This is a genomic window from Oryzicola mucosus, assembly GCF_014534685.1.
GTDB lineage: Bacteria > Pseudomonadota > Alphaproteobacteria > Rhizobiales > Rhizobiaceae > Oryzicola > Oryzicola mucosus.
On sequence record NZ_JACVVX010000006.1, the window covers coordinates 142,944 to 160,316 of the forward strand.

Annotated in this window: 14 protein-coding genes; 4 read left to right on the forward strand and 10 right to left on the reverse strand. The window is 61.1% G+C overall.

The features are described 5' to 3' along the window. Nucleotides 1–16 precede the first annotated feature (16 nt). The gene (locus ICI42_RS18435) at nucleotides 17–1,270 is read left to right on the forward strand and encodes a multidrug effflux MFS transporter (protein ID WP_188166072.1); all 1,254 of its coding nucleotides are present in this window, start codon (nucleotides 17–19) and stop codon (nucleotides 1,268–1,270) included. Nucleotides 1,271–1,311: 41 nt separating this feature from the next. On the opposite strand, the gene ICI42_RS18440 is transcribed toward ICI42_RS18435, so the two are convergent. The 5 genes from ICI42_RS18440 to ICI42_RS18460 all read right to left on the reverse strand — a co-directional run bounded on the left by ICI42_RS18440 (nucleotide 1,312) and on the right by ICI42_RS18460 (nucleotide 5,347). Beyond that, nucleotides 1,312–2,139, reverse strand: a complete 828-nt coding sequence (locus tag ICI42_RS18440; RefSeq protein WP_188166073.1) for an inositol monophosphatase family protein — start codon at nucleotides 2,137–2,139, stop codon at nucleotides 1,312–1,314. Next, entirely contained in the window at nucleotides 2,129–3,004 is an 876-nt protein-coding gene (ttcA, locus tag ICI42_RS18445) for a tRNA 2-thiocytidine(32) synthetase TtcA (protein WP_188166074.1), read from the reverse strand. The genes ICI42_RS18440 and ttcA overlap by 11 nt, the downstream gene beginning before the upstream one ends. Before the next feature lie 60 nt (nucleotides 3,005–3,064). After that, the gene (locus tag ICI42_RS18450; protein WP_188166075.1) at nucleotides 3,065–3,994 is read right to left on the reverse strand and encodes a glutaminase; all 930 of its coding nucleotides are present in this window, start codon (nucleotides 3,992–3,994) and stop codon (nucleotides 3,065–3,067) included. Between the two features lie 108 nt (nucleotides 3,995–4,102). After that, a complete protein-coding gene (gene rpsD / locus ICI42_RS18455; RefSeq protein WP_188166076.1) occupies nucleotides 4,103–4,720 on the reverse strand; it encodes a 30S ribosomal protein S4 in 618 nt (205 codons plus the stop codon). Between the two features lie 213 nt (nucleotides 4,721–4,933). Then, entirely contained in the window at nucleotides 4,934–5,347 is a 414-nt protein-coding gene (locus ICI42_RS18460; RefSeq protein WP_188166077.1) for a winged helix-turn-helix transcriptional regulator, read from the reverse strand. Between the two features lie 131 nt (nucleotides 5,348–5,478). Here ICI42_RS18460 and ICI42_RS18465 point away from each other — a divergent pair, with 131 nt between their 5' ends. Then, nucleotides 5,479–6,378 (forward strand): NmrA family NAD(P)-binding protein, encoded by a 900-nt coding sequence (locus ICI42_RS18465; RefSeq protein WP_188166078.1) that lies wholly within the window; start codon nucleotides 5,479–5,481, stop codon nucleotides 6,376–6,378. Between the two features lie 39 nt (nucleotides 6,379–6,417). On the opposite strand, the gene ICI42_RS18470 is transcribed toward ICI42_RS18465, so the two are convergent. The 3 genes from ICI42_RS18470 to ICI42_RS18480 all read right to left on the reverse strand — a co-directional run bounded on the left by ICI42_RS18470 (nucleotide 6,418) and on the right by ICI42_RS18480 (nucleotide 8,347). Next, entirely contained in the window at nucleotides 6,418–6,606 is a 189-nt protein-coding gene (locus ICI42_RS18470) for a DUF3008 family protein (protein ID WP_188166079.1), read from the reverse strand. A gap of 72 nt (nucleotides 6,607–6,678) precedes the next feature. Beyond that, nucleotides 6,679–7,470, reverse strand: a complete 792-nt coding sequence (gene murI / locus ICI42_RS18475) for a glutamate racemase (RefSeq protein ID WP_188166080.1) — start codon at nucleotides 7,468–7,470, stop codon at nucleotides 6,679–6,681. Then, the gene (locus tag ICI42_RS18480; RefSeq protein WP_188166081.1) at nucleotides 7,463–8,347 is read right to left on the reverse strand and encodes an RNA methyltransferase; all 885 of its coding nucleotides are present in this window, start codon (nucleotides 8,345–8,347) and stop codon (nucleotides 7,463–7,465) included. Before ICI42_RS18480 ends, murI begins: the two co-directional genes overlap by 8 nt. A 186-nt stretch (nucleotides 8,348–8,533) precedes the next feature. Between ICI42_RS18480 and ICI42_RS18485 the strand changes: the two genes are divergently transcribed. Together ICI42_RS18485 and ICI42_RS18490 are read left to right on the forward strand one after the other, a co-directional pair. Further along, on the forward strand, nucleotides 8,534–11,854 hold the full coding sequence (locus ICI42_RS18485) for a CHAT domain-containing tetratricopeptide repeat protein (protein WP_188166082.1): 3,321 nt from the start codon (nucleotides 8,534–8,536) through the stop codon (nucleotides 11,852–11,854). Between the two features lie 163 nt (nucleotides 11,855–12,017). Next, entirely contained in the window at nucleotides 12,018–13,229 is a 1,212-nt protein-coding gene (locus tag ICI42_RS18490) for an NADP-dependent isocitrate dehydrogenase (protein ID WP_188166083.1), read from the forward strand. Between the two features lie 165 nt (nucleotides 13,230–13,394). Here ICI42_RS18490 and alaS read toward each other — a convergent pair whose 3' ends face one another. Both alaS and recA read right to left on the reverse strand, forming a co-directional pair. Further along, entirely contained in the window at nucleotides 13,395–16,055 is a 2,661-nt protein-coding gene (gene alaS / locus ICI42_RS18495) for an alanine--tRNA ligase (protein ID WP_188166084.1), read from the reverse strand. A 218-nt stretch (nucleotides 16,056–16,273) separates the two neighbouring features. Continuing rightward, a complete protein-coding gene (recA, locus tag ICI42_RS18500) occupies nucleotides 16,274–17,365 on the reverse strand; it encodes a recombinase RecA (protein WP_188166085.1) in 1,092 nt (363 codons plus the stop codon). Nucleotides 17,366–17,373: the final 8 nt, after the last annotated feature.

Below are 17,373 nucleotides of genomic sequence, written 5' to 3' on the forward strand. Positions count from 1 at the left end.
TTGAACGGACTTTATTATGGACCAGCGCTCAACGACCACCCCAGCGCAACCGATCTCCATTCCGCGATGGGAATTTATCGCGCTGGCCGCAGCGCTGATGGCCACGAATGCGCTGGCCATCGACATCATGCTGCCGGCGCTGCAGCAGATGGGCGACAGCCTTGGCGTGGAAAGCGAAAACCACCGGCAGTATGTCATCTCCGCCTATTTCGGCGGCATGGCGCTGGCGCTGTTGCCTTACGGCCCGATCTCTGACCGCTTCGGTCGGCGCGGGCCACTGCTTTTCGGTCTCGGCGTCTATGTTGCGGCGGCATTTGCCGCAGCTTTCGCACCCAACTTCGAGACGCTTCTGGTTCTTCGCTTCATCCAGGGCGCTGGGGCGGCATCGACACGCGTCATCGCCATTTCCATGGTGCGGGACCGTTATGCCGGCCGGCAGATGGCGGAGATCATGTCGCTGGTCTTCATGGTCTTCATGGTCATCCCGGTGATTGCGCCGGCCCTCGGCCAGGCCATCATGATCTTCAGCGAATGGCACATGATCTTCCTGTGCATGGCTATCGTTGCCCTTGTCATCACGATATGGGCAGCGATGCGCATGCCCGAAACGTTGGCGCAGAGCGAGCGGCGTCCGCTGACCTTCGCTTCGATCGGCCAGGCTTTCCGTATGGTCGTCACCACACGCATCTCCCTGTGCTACACGCTGGCGTCGACGCTGGTCTTCGGCGCGCTGTTCGGTTTCATCAATTCGGCCCAGCAGGTCTATGTCGGTATATATGGCGTCGGCGTCTGGTTCCCGGTGATCTTCGCCGCGATTGCCTTGATGATGTCGCTATCCTCCTTCCTGAACTCCAGGCTGGTGGTTCGGGTTGGCATGCGCCGACTGTCGCATGGTGCGGTGATCGGCCTGACCATTGTGGCGACCATCTGGCTCACCCTATCGCTCGTGGGAGAACTGCCCCTGTGGCTGTTCATCGGCCTGTTTGCGCTGATCATGTTCCAGTTCGGTTGGATCGGCTCGAACTTCAATTCGCTCGCCATGGAGCCGCTCGGCCGCATGGCCGGCACGGCGTCATCGGTGCAGGCCTTCTTTCAGACATTCGGAGGCGCGGTGGTGGGCGTGATCATCGGACAGGCGTTCGACGGCACCACGACACCGCTGGCGGCCGGCTATGCAGGGCTCGGCTTGCTCGCCATCGTCCTGGTGCTGATTGCCGAGCGTGGGCGTCTGTTCCAGCCGCAGCATGAGCAACACACTGCGGCGCATTGAACGACGCCAGGGAGGTCGGCTAACCTGACCTCCCTCCATAATCAGTCGGCCCAGAGTTCGCGGCGGATCTCTTCCCAACTCGATTTGTCCGGCGCGACCAGCAGGCCGCCGTCGACATGGCTGGGAAGATAGGCGCTGCTGTCCAAGCGCGCGGCGTATCCCCCGGCCTGTTGATGGATCAGAACGCCGGCGAGATGATCCCAAGGCATCAGCTTGTTATAGATCGCGAAGTGGGCGTTGCCGGTCGCCAGCAAGTGATATTCGTGCGCCGCGCAGCGATAGCCGAATTGCGACAGGCACTTGGCATGGTTTCTCGCCAGCGTGGACCGCAGCGGCTCCTCGACATATTGCCATGAAACACTGCCCGTCATCTCATGGATCGACCCGGTAGCAGCCGCCTTCACCTTGCGCGTCGCGCCCGAGGGCGCGCGCAGATGGGCGCCCGCACCCTTGGCGCCAATCAGCCAATCCTTACCGACCGGATCGTGGATGATGCCTGCTATCGTCTCGCCCTTGACCACCACGGCCAGCATGACGCCAAACAGCGGAATGCCTGCGGCGAAATTAAAGGTTCCGTCTATGGGATCGATGACGAAAGCGAGATCGGCAGTTCCGAGCGTGTCAAGCAGCGTCCGGTCTTCCTCATAGGCTTCTTCGCCGACAATCAGAGCCTCGGGATAGCGCTCTTTCAAAATGCGGGTGATGTACTTCTCGGCCGCTATATCGCCCTCGGTGACGAGGTCTACCGCAGAGGTCTTCTGGCGGATCTGGTCGTCTTCCAGGGTACGGAAGCGCGGCATGATCTCCACCGTTGCAGCCTCCGCGAGCAGGTCTGCGAGGCTATCGATGGTCTTGTCGTCAAAGTGCATGGGTCTGTCCTGGTTGGTCGGCTCCACTCGCGGCAAGTCCTGCGAAATCGAACAGCTTGCGATCGAGGAGATGGGACGGGCGCACATTGGCCATGGCGCGGATCATGATGTCCTTGCGGCCCGGCATGCGCTTTTCGATGTCGTCGAGCATCGATTTCATGACATTGCGCTGCAGGCCTTCCTGGCTGCCGCATAGGTCACAAGGGATGATGGGAAACGCCATCGCTTCGGCAAAGCGCGCCATGTCCGTCTCGGCGCAATAGGCCAGCGGCCGCAACACCATGACATCGCCTTCGTCGTTAAGCAGCTTGGCCGGCATGGCGGCAAGCCGTCCGCCATGGAACAGGTTCATGAAGAAGGTCTCAAGGATATCCTCCCGATGGTGGCCGAGCACCAATGAGGAACAGCCCTCCTCCCGCGCAATGCGGTAGAGATGGCCGCGACGCAGCCGCGAACACAACGAGCAGTAGGTGTTGCCCTCGGCGATCTTGTCGGTAACGACCGAATAGGTGTCGCGATACTCGATCCGATGGGCGATGCCGTTGGCCGTCAGATAGTCCGGCAGAATATGCTTCGGGAAATTCGGCTGCCCCTGATCCAGATTGCAGGCCAGAAGCTCGACCGGCAGAAGCCCGCGCCATTTGAGATCGAGCAGGATAGCAAGCAGACCGTAGGAATCCTTGCCGCCCGACAGGGCCACCAGCCAGCGCTCTCCCGGCTTGACCATGCCGAAATCCACGATGGCCTGGCGAGACGAACGCAGCAAGCGTTTGCGCAGCTTGTTGAACTCGACGGAGGACGGCACCGCGCGGAACAGCGGGTGACAGCCGTCGGCCGCTTCGATTTCGGGATCGTGGATTGTCATTGTTCTATCTCCTCGTTCCCGTTTAGCGTGGTCATCGAGCAACGCAAAGAGCGCTGTGCGTCAAAGCCCGAAAACGGACCATCCCGTGCGCTTGGCGAGTATTTCGAGCGCTGCCGTGCCGAGCAACGAATTTCCGTAATCGTTGAGTCCCGGAGCCCATACCGCAATGGACGCCTTGCCCGGCGCCACAGCCAGGATGCCGCCGCCAACGCCGCTCTTGCCCGGCAGGCCGACGCGGTAGGCGAATTCGCCGGATCCGTCATAGTGGCCGCACATCATCATCAACGCATTGATGCGGCGGGCGCGCTCGCGCGATACGACCGAACTGCCGGATACCGGGTTGCGGCCATTGGCAGCCAGATAGAGACCGGCATGGGCAAGCTGACGACAGGACATGGCCAGCGCACACTGGTGGAAATAGACGCCCAAAGTGTGTTCGGCGGGATGATCGAGCCGGTCGAACGACCGCATGAACTGGGCCAGGGCAAAATTTCGGAAGCCGGTCGCGTTTTCCGATTTCGCCACGGCCTGGTCGGTGGTGATGGTGTCGTCACCGGATAGGAAGCGAACGAAATTGACAATCTCGCCAATGGCTTCGCGAGGTTTGTGGCCAGATAAAATCAGATCGGTGACGGCAATCGCGCCTGCGTTAATGAATGGGTTGCGAGGCCGGCCCTTTTCGAATTCAAGCTGAACGATGGAGTTGAAGGCCGTCCCGGATGGCTCGCGGCCGACGCGGTTCCAAAGGGAATCGCCGTGCTTGCCGAGCGCAAGCGTCAGGGTGAACACCTTGGAAACGCTTTGGATGGAGAAAGGCAGCTCTGCGTCGCCGGCCATGTATTCGGTGCCGTCGACACCGATGACAGCGATGCCGAAATGGGCGGGATCGATGCGGGCGAGTTCGGGTATATAGGTCGCGACCTTGCCTTTGTCGTCACGCGCAGAGAGCGTTGTGTGGATGTCGTCCAACAGCGCCTGCAAGTCTTCCATGCCCATGTCCCCGCTTTGCTTGCTCGCTTTGTAGCCGAGGTGCCTGCGATTGAAAGCAGAAATGAAAAAGCCGCCCGAAGGCGGCTTTTCCGAAGTCTTTGCGGTCGCTTAGCGCGAATAGAATTCGACGACCAGGTTCGGTTCCATCTGCACGGCGAACGGAACGTCTGCCAGGCCGGGTACGCGGTTGTAGGTGGCGACCATCTTGTTGTGATCGACTTCGATGTAGTCCGGAACGTCGCGCTCGGCGAGCTGAGCTGCTTCGAGCACGATAACGAGCTGCTTCGACTTCTCGCGGACTTCGATCACGTCGCCAACCTTGCAGAGGTACGAACCGATATTCGTACGCTTGCCGTTCACATTGACGTGGCCGTGGTTGATGAACTGACGGGCGGCAAAGATCGTCGGAACGAACTTGGCGCGGTACACGACCGCGTCAAGGCGCGATTCGAGCAGGCCGATCAGGTTCTCGGAGGTGTCGCCCTTGCGGCGGTTGGCTTCATCGTAGGTCTTGCGGAACTGCTTTTCCGAGATGTCGCCGTAGTGACCCTTGAGCTTCTGCTTGGCGCGGAGCTGAATGCCGAAGTCGGACAGCTTGCCCTTGCGGCGCTGGCCGTGCTGGCCGGGACCGTATTCACGCTTGTTGACCGGGGACTTCGGACGGCCCCAGATGTTCTCGCCAAGACGACGATCGATTTTGTATTTTGCGGATTCGCGCTTGCTCATCGCATTCCCTTTCAAAAAGTTACACCCGGAACCTCATGCTCCGGGTGAAGGAAACGCGCCCTCCTCTGGCCTCGATTTAGAGACCTGACAGAGTTCTCACCGCAACGCTGCGGGAAAACCCACGGGACACGTCATGCACATAAAGTGCGACACCGGGCCTTTCGGACCCGGTGCTGGTGCGGTCGATAGAAGATCAGGCTGGATTTGTCAACGTCAGGCTTCAGCAGCGTCGAAGGCATCCCGGGCCTGCCGCAGCCGATCCCTGTTGTCTGCCGCCCATGATCCAAGCGCGGCCACCGGCACTGCAATAGACTGACCAAGTTCGGTCAATGAGTATTCCACCTCCGGCGGCGTGGTGGGCTTCACGGTCCTGGTTACCAGTCCATCGCGTTCGAGCGAGCGCAAGGTGACGGTCAGCATACGCTGGGAAATGCCTTCGATAGCGCGCTTCAGCGCGTTGAACCGGCAAGGAGCCGGCTGCAGGGTAAACAGGACAAGCAGGCTCCAGGTGTCGCCCACCCTGTCCAGAACTTCCCGAACCGGGCAACCGCCCTCGGCATCGCGGTCGAAACCGGGATTGCTGTAAAGCAATGGGGTGGCCGATCCATTCCTCGTGGGCGCGTTCATGCAGTTCCCTCTATGTAACCTGGGCACGAAATCATGCGTACTTACACATTGTGCTCGCTCTTGCTACCTAAGTTACTGTTGATAACCAGATTATGCAACGTACCCAAACAAAATGAACCAAGGAAGCTATAATGGCACAAGCAGCGGATATTCTCGTCACCGGAGCGTCCGGCCATCTCGGTCGCGCCGTCCTCACCCATTTGCTCGACACGCTGAAGATTCCTGCCGACCGCATCGTAGCGACGAGTCGCAAGCCTGAAGAGCTTGAAAACCTGCGCGCTCGTGGCGTCGAGCTTCGCAAGGCGGACTTCGACGATGCGGCCAGCCTGGCAGCAGCATTCGCCGGCGTGAAGCGCCTTTTGATCATCAGCACGGACGCGCTGGACGAGCCTGGCAAGCGGCTCCGCCAGCATCAAGCCGCAGTCAAGGCAGCTGAAGCCGCCGGCGTCGCGCACATTGTCTACACATCGCTACCGAACGCGAAAACGTCGCTTGTGTCCTTCGCGCCGGATCATGCCGGCACCGAGGCGGCAATCGCATCGAGCAGCATTCCCGGCCATACGATCCTCGGCAACACCTGGTACGCGGAAAATCTGTTGCATTCCCTCCCCAACGCTTTGGCTACCGGCAACTGGTACACGGCCGCTGGCGACGGCGGAACATCCTACATCACGCGTAACGACCTGGCTTTGGCTGCCGCGGTCGCGGTGGCGTCGGATTTCACCGGAAAGCGCACTCTGAACCTGTTCGGCAGCAAAGCCTATACCGTCGACGAGGTCGCCGAATTGGCTCGCAAGGCAATCGGCAAGCCGCTCCAGGTGGTGCAGGTGCCGGTTGAAGGTCTCATTCAAGGAATGATTGGCGCTGGCCTGCCCGAGCCGGTCGCTCACGTCTATGCCTCGTTCGATACGGCAACAAAGGCGGGCAATCTGGCTGGCTCTCCGGACGATTTCAAAGCCTTGACCGGCAAGGAGCCTGAGCCCTTTGAGCAGTGGTTTTCGAAAACCGGCGCTGCCGCGCTGTCGGCTTAACAGCCTTTGTCAAGGACAGTGAGGGCGCGGTTGGCGCTCTCACTTCTCTTCCTTGTGTTCAGGAAGTCCCTTGCGCTTGGTCGACGCGAATTCGTCCAGCTGTTTTTCGGACATCGATTTGTACATCTCCTTGGATGCACCGACCAATTCGCTTTTCTTGATATCGCCGCGTTTTGCGGCAAGCGCCGCGCCGGCGGCTTTCTGCTGAGCTTTGGATTTTGCGGGCATTTTTTTCTCCCGTGACGATTGTCTCGAAAGAACGCAAATACCGCTGCGATGTTCCTGACGGGCTGCTCGGCTCTATCTCGCGACGTTCAAGCCGAACCCCTGCATCAGGCGGCGTGTGCTGAAGTCGGCCTTGCCCGATGTGAAGACCGCGAGATCGGGCGTATTAATGCCGGGCTCGACCGGTAAGGGCGCGAGAAGGGACAGAGCCCGCCGTGCTATAGCCTCGGCGGGATCGAGCCAATCGACAGGCCAGGGTGCTGTCTTGCGCATGCGATTGGCCAGGAAAGGATAGTGCGTGCAGGCAAGCACCACGATGTCGGTGCGGGCACCTTCTCGCTCGATGAAGCAGGGCGTTATTTCATCCCGCACAGCGTTCTCGTCGACAAAGCCCTCGCGCATATAGGTCTCGGCCAGACTGGCCAGCCGGTCGCTTGCGACCAGCCGCACGTGGCACTTGGTAGCCCATTGGTGGATCAGATCGCGCGTATATTGCCGCTTGACGGTGCCGGGCGTGGCCAGCACGGAAACCAGTCCCGAGCGCGTGCGCTCGGCTGCCGGCTTGATGGCAGGCACGGTGCCGACGAAGGGATGGTGCGGAAATGCTTCACGCAGAGACTCGATCACCAGAGTCGAAGCCGTGTTGCAGGCAATCACCGAGATTTCAGGTTGATAACGGTCGAGCAGCCGCGCGAAAAGCTTCAGGATGTGATCGTTAAGCGCGGGTTCCTCCCAGGCGCCATAGGGAAAGGCGGCGTCGTCGGCGACATAGACGAAACGGCGGTCCGGCATCAGCACCCGTGCCTCACGCAGCACGGTCAGCCCGCCTATTCCCGAATCGAACAGCAAGACCGGCCGGTCAGCCATTGTCGATGCCCTTCCCGGCGTCGATGGGTTCCGGATCGCTGTCGTCGACCACCTTGGCGCGCGCAGCCTTGTCGGCATGCGCCTTGCGGTCGGGATAGCCGGACCCACGTGGCTCTTTTGGCGAAAAATAATCGAGCGAGGCAACAACGCCGCGCAGCACCTTGAGCTCGGACTCGGCAAAGCCCGCGCGGGTCAGCACGGCGCGGATGTTGTCGACCATCTTGGGCTTTTTCTGCGGCGGCCGGAAATAACCCCGTACCTGCAGCGCGGATTCAAGATGGTCGAACAGCCCCTGCAGGAGTTCCTTCGGCGCCGGAGCTACCTCCGGCACCTTGAAGGCGGTGTCGGTCTCGTTCTCCAGGCCCGACTTCATCCACTCATAAGACATCAGCAGCACGGCCTGAGCGATATTGAGAGAGGCGAAGGCGGGATTGACCGGGAAGGTGACGATCTCGTCGGCGAGGCCGACTTCCTCATTGTCGAGACCGAAGCGCTCGCGGCCGAACAGGATACCCGTTTTCTGCCCGGCGACGAAACGGCCACGCAGCGCCCTGCCCGCCTCGACCGGGCCGCGCACCGGCTTGAAGCCATCGCGCTCGCGTGCTGTGGTGGCGAAGACGAAATTCAGATCGGCCAGAGCCGCGGGCAAATCGTCATACACCGTCACGGCGTCAATGACATGGTCGGCGCGGCTGGCCGCCGCGCGCGCCTTTTCGCTGGGCCAGCCATCGCGCGGGCGCACCAGCCTAAGCTCTGACAGGCCGAAATTGGCCATGGCGCGCGCCACCATGCCGATATTCTCGCCCAGTTGCGGCTCGACCAGGATGATCGCCGGGCCTTCGGTCAAAAGCGCTCTGTTGGTGTCCTTGATGCTCATCGTATCAACCAGTATCCGTCGTGCCCCTCCCTCGCACAGTTCGTGCGAAAACGGAACCTGCACAGAAGAGGGCTAAGAATCCGCCCAAAATCCGACAAACTGCCCGGATTGCATTTGGTCGGGCTTGAATGAATATGGCGCGCCGAACTGCATCAGCGGTCGAGCGGCCGTTTACAGGTGGCGGGAATGCGGGCTTTCATCCTTGCGGCCATTGGCGCTGCCTTCCTGGTGGGCTCGGCCATCGCCCAAACCCCTAAACTCGCCGAGCCCGATGCCGAAATGCAGGCAGAGGCCAAAGCCGGCGATTCTTACAAACAGTGGGAACTCGGAAACTTCTATGCAAATCGCGGTGCGGACGGCGATCTCGACCGCGCCATTGATCTCTATTCGAAATCGGCTGAGGGCTATCAAAAAGACGAGGGTGAAACCAGCACGAATGCCGCGCTAGTGTTCCACACGCTCTCCGCGACCCAGATCAAGCGCGGCGCGCTTTATCCGGCGATCACGAGCGGGTTGGAGCGCGCGATTATCCTGGCGCAGGCAGCGCCCGGCAGCGCCGATCTCGCCTCGGCTTTGGTCGATCTCGGTCGCGCCTACCAATTGGTCGACAACCACGCGACCGCCATCGGCCAGTTCGACCGGGCGATCCGGATTTATGAGGAACTGGATGAATCCAGCCTTTCGTCTTTGGCGAGCGCCACCGTCGACAGGGGTATTTCGCTCGTAGAAATGAGCCGCCGCGACGAGGCCATCGCCGCCTATCGCCAAGCCGCCGAGCACTATCGTGGGCTTTCGACGCCTGAAGACGCAAATCTGGCAATCACGCTGGGCAATCTTGCCAGCACGTTGTTCGACCAGAAGCGGTGGAGCGAGGCGGAAACGGTTCGCCGCGAACAGGTCGCAATCCTGCACAGCACCAAACCCGACAGTCTTGAGCTCGGCCAAGGCCTCGAATCGCTCGTGCAGATATTGCAGTCGCAAAACCAGCACAGCCAGGCGTTGGTCGCGGCCGAGGAAGCCATGGCGGTCTATGCCAAGGCCAAAGGCGAAAACAGCCTGGAATATACCGGGATGATGTTCGGCAAGGCTTACTCGCTGGAAGCCCTGGCTCACTATGAACAGACGCTGGCGCTGCTGGAAGACGTCGCTGCCCGCTATGAGGCGTTCACGGACGCAGGCCCGCAATCGGCGCAACTCGCCATCACGCTGGTCGCTGTTGCCAGGGTAAACACCTTCCTTGCACATTATGGCGATGCCGAAGCCGCGGCCAAGCGGGCGATTGCCATTTTCCGCAAGACCAAACCCGGCAGCAACGATCTCGGCTACGCCCTGCAAGAGTTAGGGGCGGCCTATCAAAAACTGTCAAAGTATCGCGAGACGCTTCCGATCTACGAGGAGGCCCGCAGGCTCTTTATTGCCGACAGCGGCGATATCAGCGAGTTCGTCGGCGACAGCTATCTCAACCAGGGCATCAGCCTGGAAGGTTTAAAGGACTATCCAGCCGCGCTGAAATCCTACGACAAGGCGATCGAGCGCTATTCGGCGGCCAGCGGCAAGGACAGCCTTCTCGTCGGCTATGCCATCAACAACACGGCTTGGGTGTACCGCCGGATGGAGCGCTATGCCGAGTCCGACGCCGCCTTTCGCAAGGCCCTGCCCATCATCCAGTCCAAGCTTGGCCCGACGCATTTCAACACCACAAAGGTGCTGATCAACATAGGCATTACCTCGCAACTGCTGGGGCGAAACGACGAGGCTATCCAATGGTCGATGAAGGCGCTGTCCAACATCAACCGCAGCGTCTCCAGTACGCTCGACGATCAGCGCTGGGTCTACGACACCATGGCAAAGGCCTTCAAAGGCCGTGGCGACCCCAAGCGCGCGATCCTGTTCGCCAAGCTCGCCATCAACGCGCAGCAGAAAATCCGGTCCAACAACAAACAGTACCAGTCCGACGACCTTAAGGAGTTCAAGGCCGAGTGGCGCTTCCTCTACCAGGACCTTGCCGATCTTCTGATCGGTGAGGGTCGGCTCGCCGAGGCGCAGGCTGTGCTGAATATGGAAAAGGACGAAGAGCTCAGCGAGTTCGTGCAACGCGACGCACAAGCCGACCTGCGCGACCGCGAGGCATCGTTGACCACGCGCGAAGACAGCGAGTTGAGAGACATGCGCTCCCTGCTCGGGCAGCCCATCGCGGCCGCTTCCGCCGTCGCCGAACTCATCGCCAAGAAGAATGCCGGCACCATCTCCAAGGACGAAGAGGTGCAACTAGCTTCGCTGGAAAGCTTGCTGGACCAAGCTTACGAAAGCTTCATGACCGATGTCGAAGCATTCCTGAGAAAAGCCGGCGAGGAGGACGCCGGCGTCCAGAAAGAGATCGACGCGATCAACCTGGACTACACGGCGGATGCGCAGGAGGAATTGCGCGCGTTCGAGGGTAAGGCTGCGATGCTGCAGGTCGCCAGTCTCGGAGAGGCCACGCATCTCTTCCTCACGGTTCCCGATGCGTCCATCCATCGGCGGGTAAACATCTCTCGCGCTGAGCTGTCGCGGAAGGTGTTCGAGGCGCTCGATGCCATTGAGCGGCGCGACGCAGGCGTAAACCTGAAGATGCAGTCGCTCTACGACATCCTGATCTCGCCAGTCTCAGGCGATCTGAAGGCGAGCGGCGCGCGGACGCTTATGCTGAACCTGCAGGGATTTCTGCGCTATGTGCCGTTCGCGGCACTTCATGACGGCCAGAAATATCTGATCGAGGAGTATTCGCTCGCGCTCTACACGCCCGCAGCGCGAACCGAATTCGCCACCGCCGACCGCTCGCCGGAAAAAAGCGCTGGTTTCGGCGTCACCGCTGGCCACCCCGGCTTCTCGCCCCTACCGGGCGTGGCGCGCGAGCTTCAGGCGATCTTCGGCAATCCCGACAAGCCCGGCGCGCTCGCGGGCGCTGCCAGCCTCGACCAGGCGTTTACGCGCGAGAGCTTCAGCGCGGCGTTGAAGAACCGCCCCTCGATCGTCCACATTGCCAGCCACTTCAAGCTTGTGCCCGGACGCGAGACGGATTCCTTCCTGCTTCTGGGCGACGGATCGCCACTGTCACTGTCTGACATTCGAAAAGGTCGCGGCTTCCGCTTTGGCGGTGTCGACCTGCTCACCCTGTCAGCCTGCGAGACGGCGCGCGGCGGCGGATCGGAGGGCGATGAGGTAGAGAGTTTCGGCGCGCTCGCCCAGATGAACGGCGCGTCCTCGGTCATGGCAACGCTGTGGCCGGTCGCCGACGGCGCCACCGCCGGCATCATGCAGTCCTTCTACCGGCATATGGTGGAAGGCAAGATGAGCAAGGCCGAAGCCCTGCGCGCGGCGCAGATCGAGGCTATCCTTGGGCCAGGCGCATCAGGCGCCGAGCGCGGCGCGCTGTCGCTTGTCGCCACCGTCGCTCCGGCGGCGGCGCGACCCGCGAGCCATCCCTATTTCTGGTCGCCCTTCGTGCTGATGGGCAACTGGCTCTAGACCCATCAAAGCTACGCGTACGCAATCCCGGAGTGCGGCACGCTTTAAGACCGCTTTTCATACATTTGGCCGCACGAAGGTTTGCGCGGGTGTGCTCGCTTTGATATAGGGGCGCGAACCGTACAGAATATCCGTTCCCCCTTCCGAAAGAGGCATATTTCACATGGCGAAAATCAAGGTGGCTAACCCCGTCGTAGAGCTCGACGGCGACGAGATGACCCGCATCATCTGGCAGTTCATCAAGGACAAGCTGATCCACCCCTATCTCGACATCGATCTGAAATATTACGACCTCAGCGTCGAGAACCGCGACGCCACCGACGACCAGGTGACCATCGACTCGGCAAATGCCATCAAGGAATATGGCGTGGGCGTGAAATGCGCCACCATCACCCCGGACGAGCAGCGCGTCGAGGAGTTCAAGCTCAAGAAGATGTGGAAGTCGCCCAACGGCACCATCCGCAACATCCTGGGCGGCACCATCTTCCGCGAACCAATCATCATGAAGAACGTGCCCCGTCTGGTGCCGGGTTGGACGCAGCCGATCGTCGTCGGCCGCCACGCCTTTGGCGACCAGTACCGCGCGACCGACTTCAGGTTCCCCGGCAAGGGCAAGCTGTCGATCAAGTTCGTCGGCGAAGACGGCCAGGTCATCGAGCATGAAGTCTTCGACGCACCCGATGCCGGCGTCGCCATGGCCATGTACAATCTCGACGACTCGATTCGCGACTTCGCACGCGCCTCGCTGAACTATGGCCTGATCCGCAACTATCCGGTCTATCTGTCGACCAAGAACACCATCCTGAAAGCCTATGACGGCCGCTTCAAGGACATCTTCCAGGAGGTGTTCGACGCCGAGTTCAAGGCCGAGTTCGAAAAGCGCAAGATCACCTACGAGCACCGCCTGATCGACGACATGGTCGCCTCGGCGCTGAAGTGGTCCGGCGGGTATGTCTGGGCCTGCAAGAACTATGACGGCGACGTGCAGTCCGACATCGTGGCGCAGGGGTTTGGCTCGCTCGGCCTGATGACCTCCGTATTGATGACGCCGGACGGCAAGACGGTGGAAGCGGAAGCCGCGCACGGCACGGTTACCCGTCACTACCGTCAGCACCAGAAGGGCCAGGAGACCTCGACCAACTCCATTGCCTCGATCTTCGCCTGGACGCGCGGTCTCGCCCACCGCGCCAAGCTCGACGACAATGCCGAGTTGAAGCGCTTTGCCGACACGCTGGAGAAGGTCTGTATCCAGACCGTCGAGGCCGGCTACATGACCAAGGATCTGTCCTTGCTCATCGGTCCCGACCAGCCCTGGCTCTCGACCACCGGCTTCCTCGACAAGATCGACGAGAACCTGCAGAAGGCGATGGCCTGAGGCTTCGCATTCGCAGTTTTGGAGCACAAAAAACCCGGCCTCGCGCCGGGTTTTCTCGTATCTGACGTCAGCTTTCCTTGCTGCCCTGAACTGATATCGACGCGTCGGAGCACAAAGCAAAAACGGCGGGACTGCGCCCGCCGTTTTCAGGAGATATCTCGAGGATCAGCCGGCTATAGCGCTGGCGACCGCCTCGACCGCCTCTTCAGCCTTCGAGCCGTCGGGTCCACCGGCCTGAGCCATATCCGGCCGGCCGCCCCCGCCCTTGCCACCGAGTGCTGCGGAAGCGACGCGGACGAGATCGACAGCGCTGAACCGGCCTGAGAGATCGGAGGTCACTGCCACCACAGCGCTGGCCTTGCCGTCTTCCGACACGCCGATCAGGGCGACGATGCCGGACCCGACGGTGGCCTTGCCCTCGTCGGCAAGCCCCTTGAGGTCCTTTGGATCGACGCCCGATACCGCCTTGCCGAGGAACTTCACGCCGGCAATATCGCGCACGATATCTGTTGAGCCGCCCTGCCCGCCGCCCATGGCGAGCTTGCGCCGCGCCTCAGACAATTCGCGCTCGAGTTTCTTGCGCTCGTCCAGCAATGCCTCGACACGGGCGGGAACATCGCCCGGTGCGACCTTCAATGTCGCGGCGACCGACTTGAGCCGGCGATCCTGCTCGTCGAGATGACGGCGCGCAGCCTCGCCCGTCAGTGCTTCGATGCGGCGGACACCGGCAGCGACGGCACCTTCCGACACGAGCCGGACAAGACCGATATCGCCGGTGGCAGAGACATGCGTGCCGCCGCAAAGTTCGACCGAATATGGCTTGCCGGCCTTGTCGCCATGCAATCCGGTGCCCATCGACACGACGCGAACCTCATCGCCATATTTTTCGCCGAACAGCGCCATCGCGCCTTCGGCAATGGCGTCGTCGACGCTCATGAGACGTGTGCTGACGGGGCTGTTCTGGACCACGACCTCATTGGCCATCGCCTCGACCCGCTCCAACTCCTCAGCCGAAATCGGCTTGGGGTGCGAGAAGTCGAAACGCAGGCGTTCGGGCGCGACGAGCGAGCCCTTTTGCGCCACATGGGTGCCCAGAACCTCGCGCAGCGCCTCGTGCACCAGATGCGTGGCGGAATGGTTGGATCGAAGGCGCGTGCGGCGCGCGTGATCGACCTTCATTTCAACCGCGGCACCGGTAGCAACCGTACCCCTGGTCACGCGACCGGTATGCACGAACAGGCCGTCGCCCTTCTTCTGTGTTTCGGTGATCTCGACCGCGAAGCCTTGGCCCGTCATGGTTCCGGTATCGCCCATCTGCCCGCCGGACTCGGCATAGAACGGGGTCTGGTTGACAACGATGCCGACCGTCTCGCCTTCCGACACCGCATCGACAACGGCACCATCTCTAACGAGTGCCGCGATCACGCCTTCGGCACTTTCCGTGTCGTAGCCGAGGAACTCCGTAGCGCCGGCCTTATCCTTGACACCGAACCACACCACTTCTGTGGCCGACTCGCCGGAGCCCGCCCAATTGGCGCGCGCTTCCGTCTTCTGGCGCTCCATCGCCGCGTTGAATCCGTCCAGATCCACCGAGACACCGCGCTGGCGCAACGCATCCTGCGTGAGATCAAGCGGAAATCCATAGGTGTCATAGAGCTTGAAGGCGGTTTCGCCATCAAGCCGGTCACCGCTGCCGAGCGTTTCCGTCGCGTCCGCAAGCAGGCCGAGACCGCGCGCAAGCGTCTTGCGGAACCGCGTTTCCTCGAGCTTCAGCGTTTCTGTAATTAACGCCTGGCTGCGAACCAGTTCCGGATAGGCCTGGCCCATCTCACGCACCAGAGCAGGCACGAGACGCCACATCAACGGGTCTGCAGCACCCAGAAGCTGCGCGTGGCGCATGGCGCGGCGCATGATCCGGCGCAACACATAGCCGCGTCCTTCGTTGGATGGCAGGACGCCATCAGCAATGAGGAAGCTCGACGCCCGCAGATGGTCGGCAATGATGCGATGGCTCGCGCGGTTCTTGCCTTCGGCCTTGACGCCCGTCGCCTCCTCGGACGCACGGATCAGGGCGCGGAAGAGGTCGATGTCGTAATTGTCATGCTCGCCCTGCAAAACGGCAGCGACACGCTCCAAGCCCATCCCAGTATCGATGGACGGGCGCGGAAGGTCAACGCGCTGTTCCTTCGTGATCTGCTCATACTGCATGAAGACGAGGTTCCAGATCTCAATGAAACGGTCGCCGTCTTCATCGGGGCTCCCGGGAGGGCCGCCGGGAATATTCTCGCCATGGTCGTAGAAGATTTCCGAGCAAGGGCCGCACGGACCGGTATCGCCCATTGCCCAGAAATTGTCGCTCGTGGCGATGCGGATGATCTTGTCGTCGGACAGGCCGGCGATCTTCTTCCAGAAGCCGGCAGCTTCGTCGTCGGTGTGATAGACGGTGACAAGGAGCTTGTTGCGGTCGAGCGCGAAATCCTTTGTCAAAAGATTCCAGGCAAGCTCGATAGCCTGCTCCTTGAAGTAGTCGCCGAAGGAAAAATTGCCCAGCATCTCGAAGAAGGTGTGGTGCCGGGCGGTGTAGCCGACATTGTCGAGATCGTTATGCTTGCCACCGGCGCGGACGCACTTCTGCGAGGTGGTCGCGCGGCTGTATGGACGGGTCTCAAGACCGGTAAAGACGTTCTTGAATTGCACCATCCCGGCGTTGGTGAACATCAAGGTCGGGTCGTTGCGCGGCACCAACGGGCTTGAGGCAACGACCTCATGGCCATTCTTGCGGAAGTAGTCGAGAAATGTCGACCGAATTTCGTTAACGCCACTCATCTTGCCGCCTCTGGTCGCCGTCGCTTTCGAAGAAACCGCCCGCAGGCGGAAATTGGACATGGCCTTTTAGCGACCAGACCGGGAACTGTCCAGAAACACACATGAACGCGCTTCAATAAGCACCCCACACCCCCAAAAGAAAGACCGCCGGGCGTTTCCATCCGGCGGTCCAACATACTCAAACCAACGACGGCATCACCGCCAAGTCCGGGCAAGACCTACATCGCGCCAGCTTCGTCTTCGGAATCATCTTCCTCGCGCGAACCGTTTTCCAGGAACTTCTCGGCAATCAGGCCGGCATTCTGGCGCAGGACCAATTCGATCTCCCGCATCGTATCGGGATTGTCGCGCAGGAACTGCTTGGCGTTCTCGCGGCCCTGGCCAAGACGCTGGGAATTGTAGGAGAACCAGGCGCCCGACTTCTCCACGACACCAGCCTTGACGCCAAGATCGACCAGTTCGCCGGTCTTCGACACCCCCTCGCCATACATGATGTCGAATTCGACCTGCTTGAAGGGCGGCGCAAGCTTGTTCTTGACGACCTTGACGCGAGTCTGGTTCCCGACGACCTCGTCGCGATCCTTCACTGCGCCGATACGACGGATATCGAGACGCACCGAGGCATAGAACTTCAGCGCATTACCGCCCGTCGTCGTCTCAGGCGAGCCGAACATGACGCCGATCTTCATACGTATCTGGTTGATGAAGATGACCATGGTGTTAGAGCGCGAGATCGAGGCGGTCAGCTTCCGCAGCGCCTGGCTCATCAGACGAGCCTGAAGACCTGGCAGCGAATCGCCCATCTCGCCCTCGATTTCGGCGCGCGGCGTCAGAGCGGCAACCGAATCGACCACCAGCACATCGATAGCGCCGGAGCGGACAAGCGTGTCGCAGATTTCAAGCGCCTGCTCACCGGTATCGGGCTGGGAAATCAGCAGATTTTCCAGATCGACGCCCAGCTTGCGGGCATAGACGGGATCGAGCGCATGCTCGGCGTCCACGAACGCACAAATGCCGCCCTTTTTCTGGGCCTCGGCAATCGTATGCAAGGCAAGCGTTGTCTTACCCGAGCTTTCCGGCCCGTAAATTTCGATGATACGGCCACGCGGCAGACCGCCGACGCCAAGCGCAATATCCAGCCCCAGAGAGCCCGTCGACACCGTGCCGATCTCGACCACCTGCTCGTTGGCACCGAGCCGCATGATCGAGCCCTTGCCGAAAGCACGCTCGATCTGCGACAGCGCCGCATCCAGAGCTTTTGATTTATCCACCGAACTATCCTCTACCAGCCGCAATGAGTTCTGAGCCATGATACATC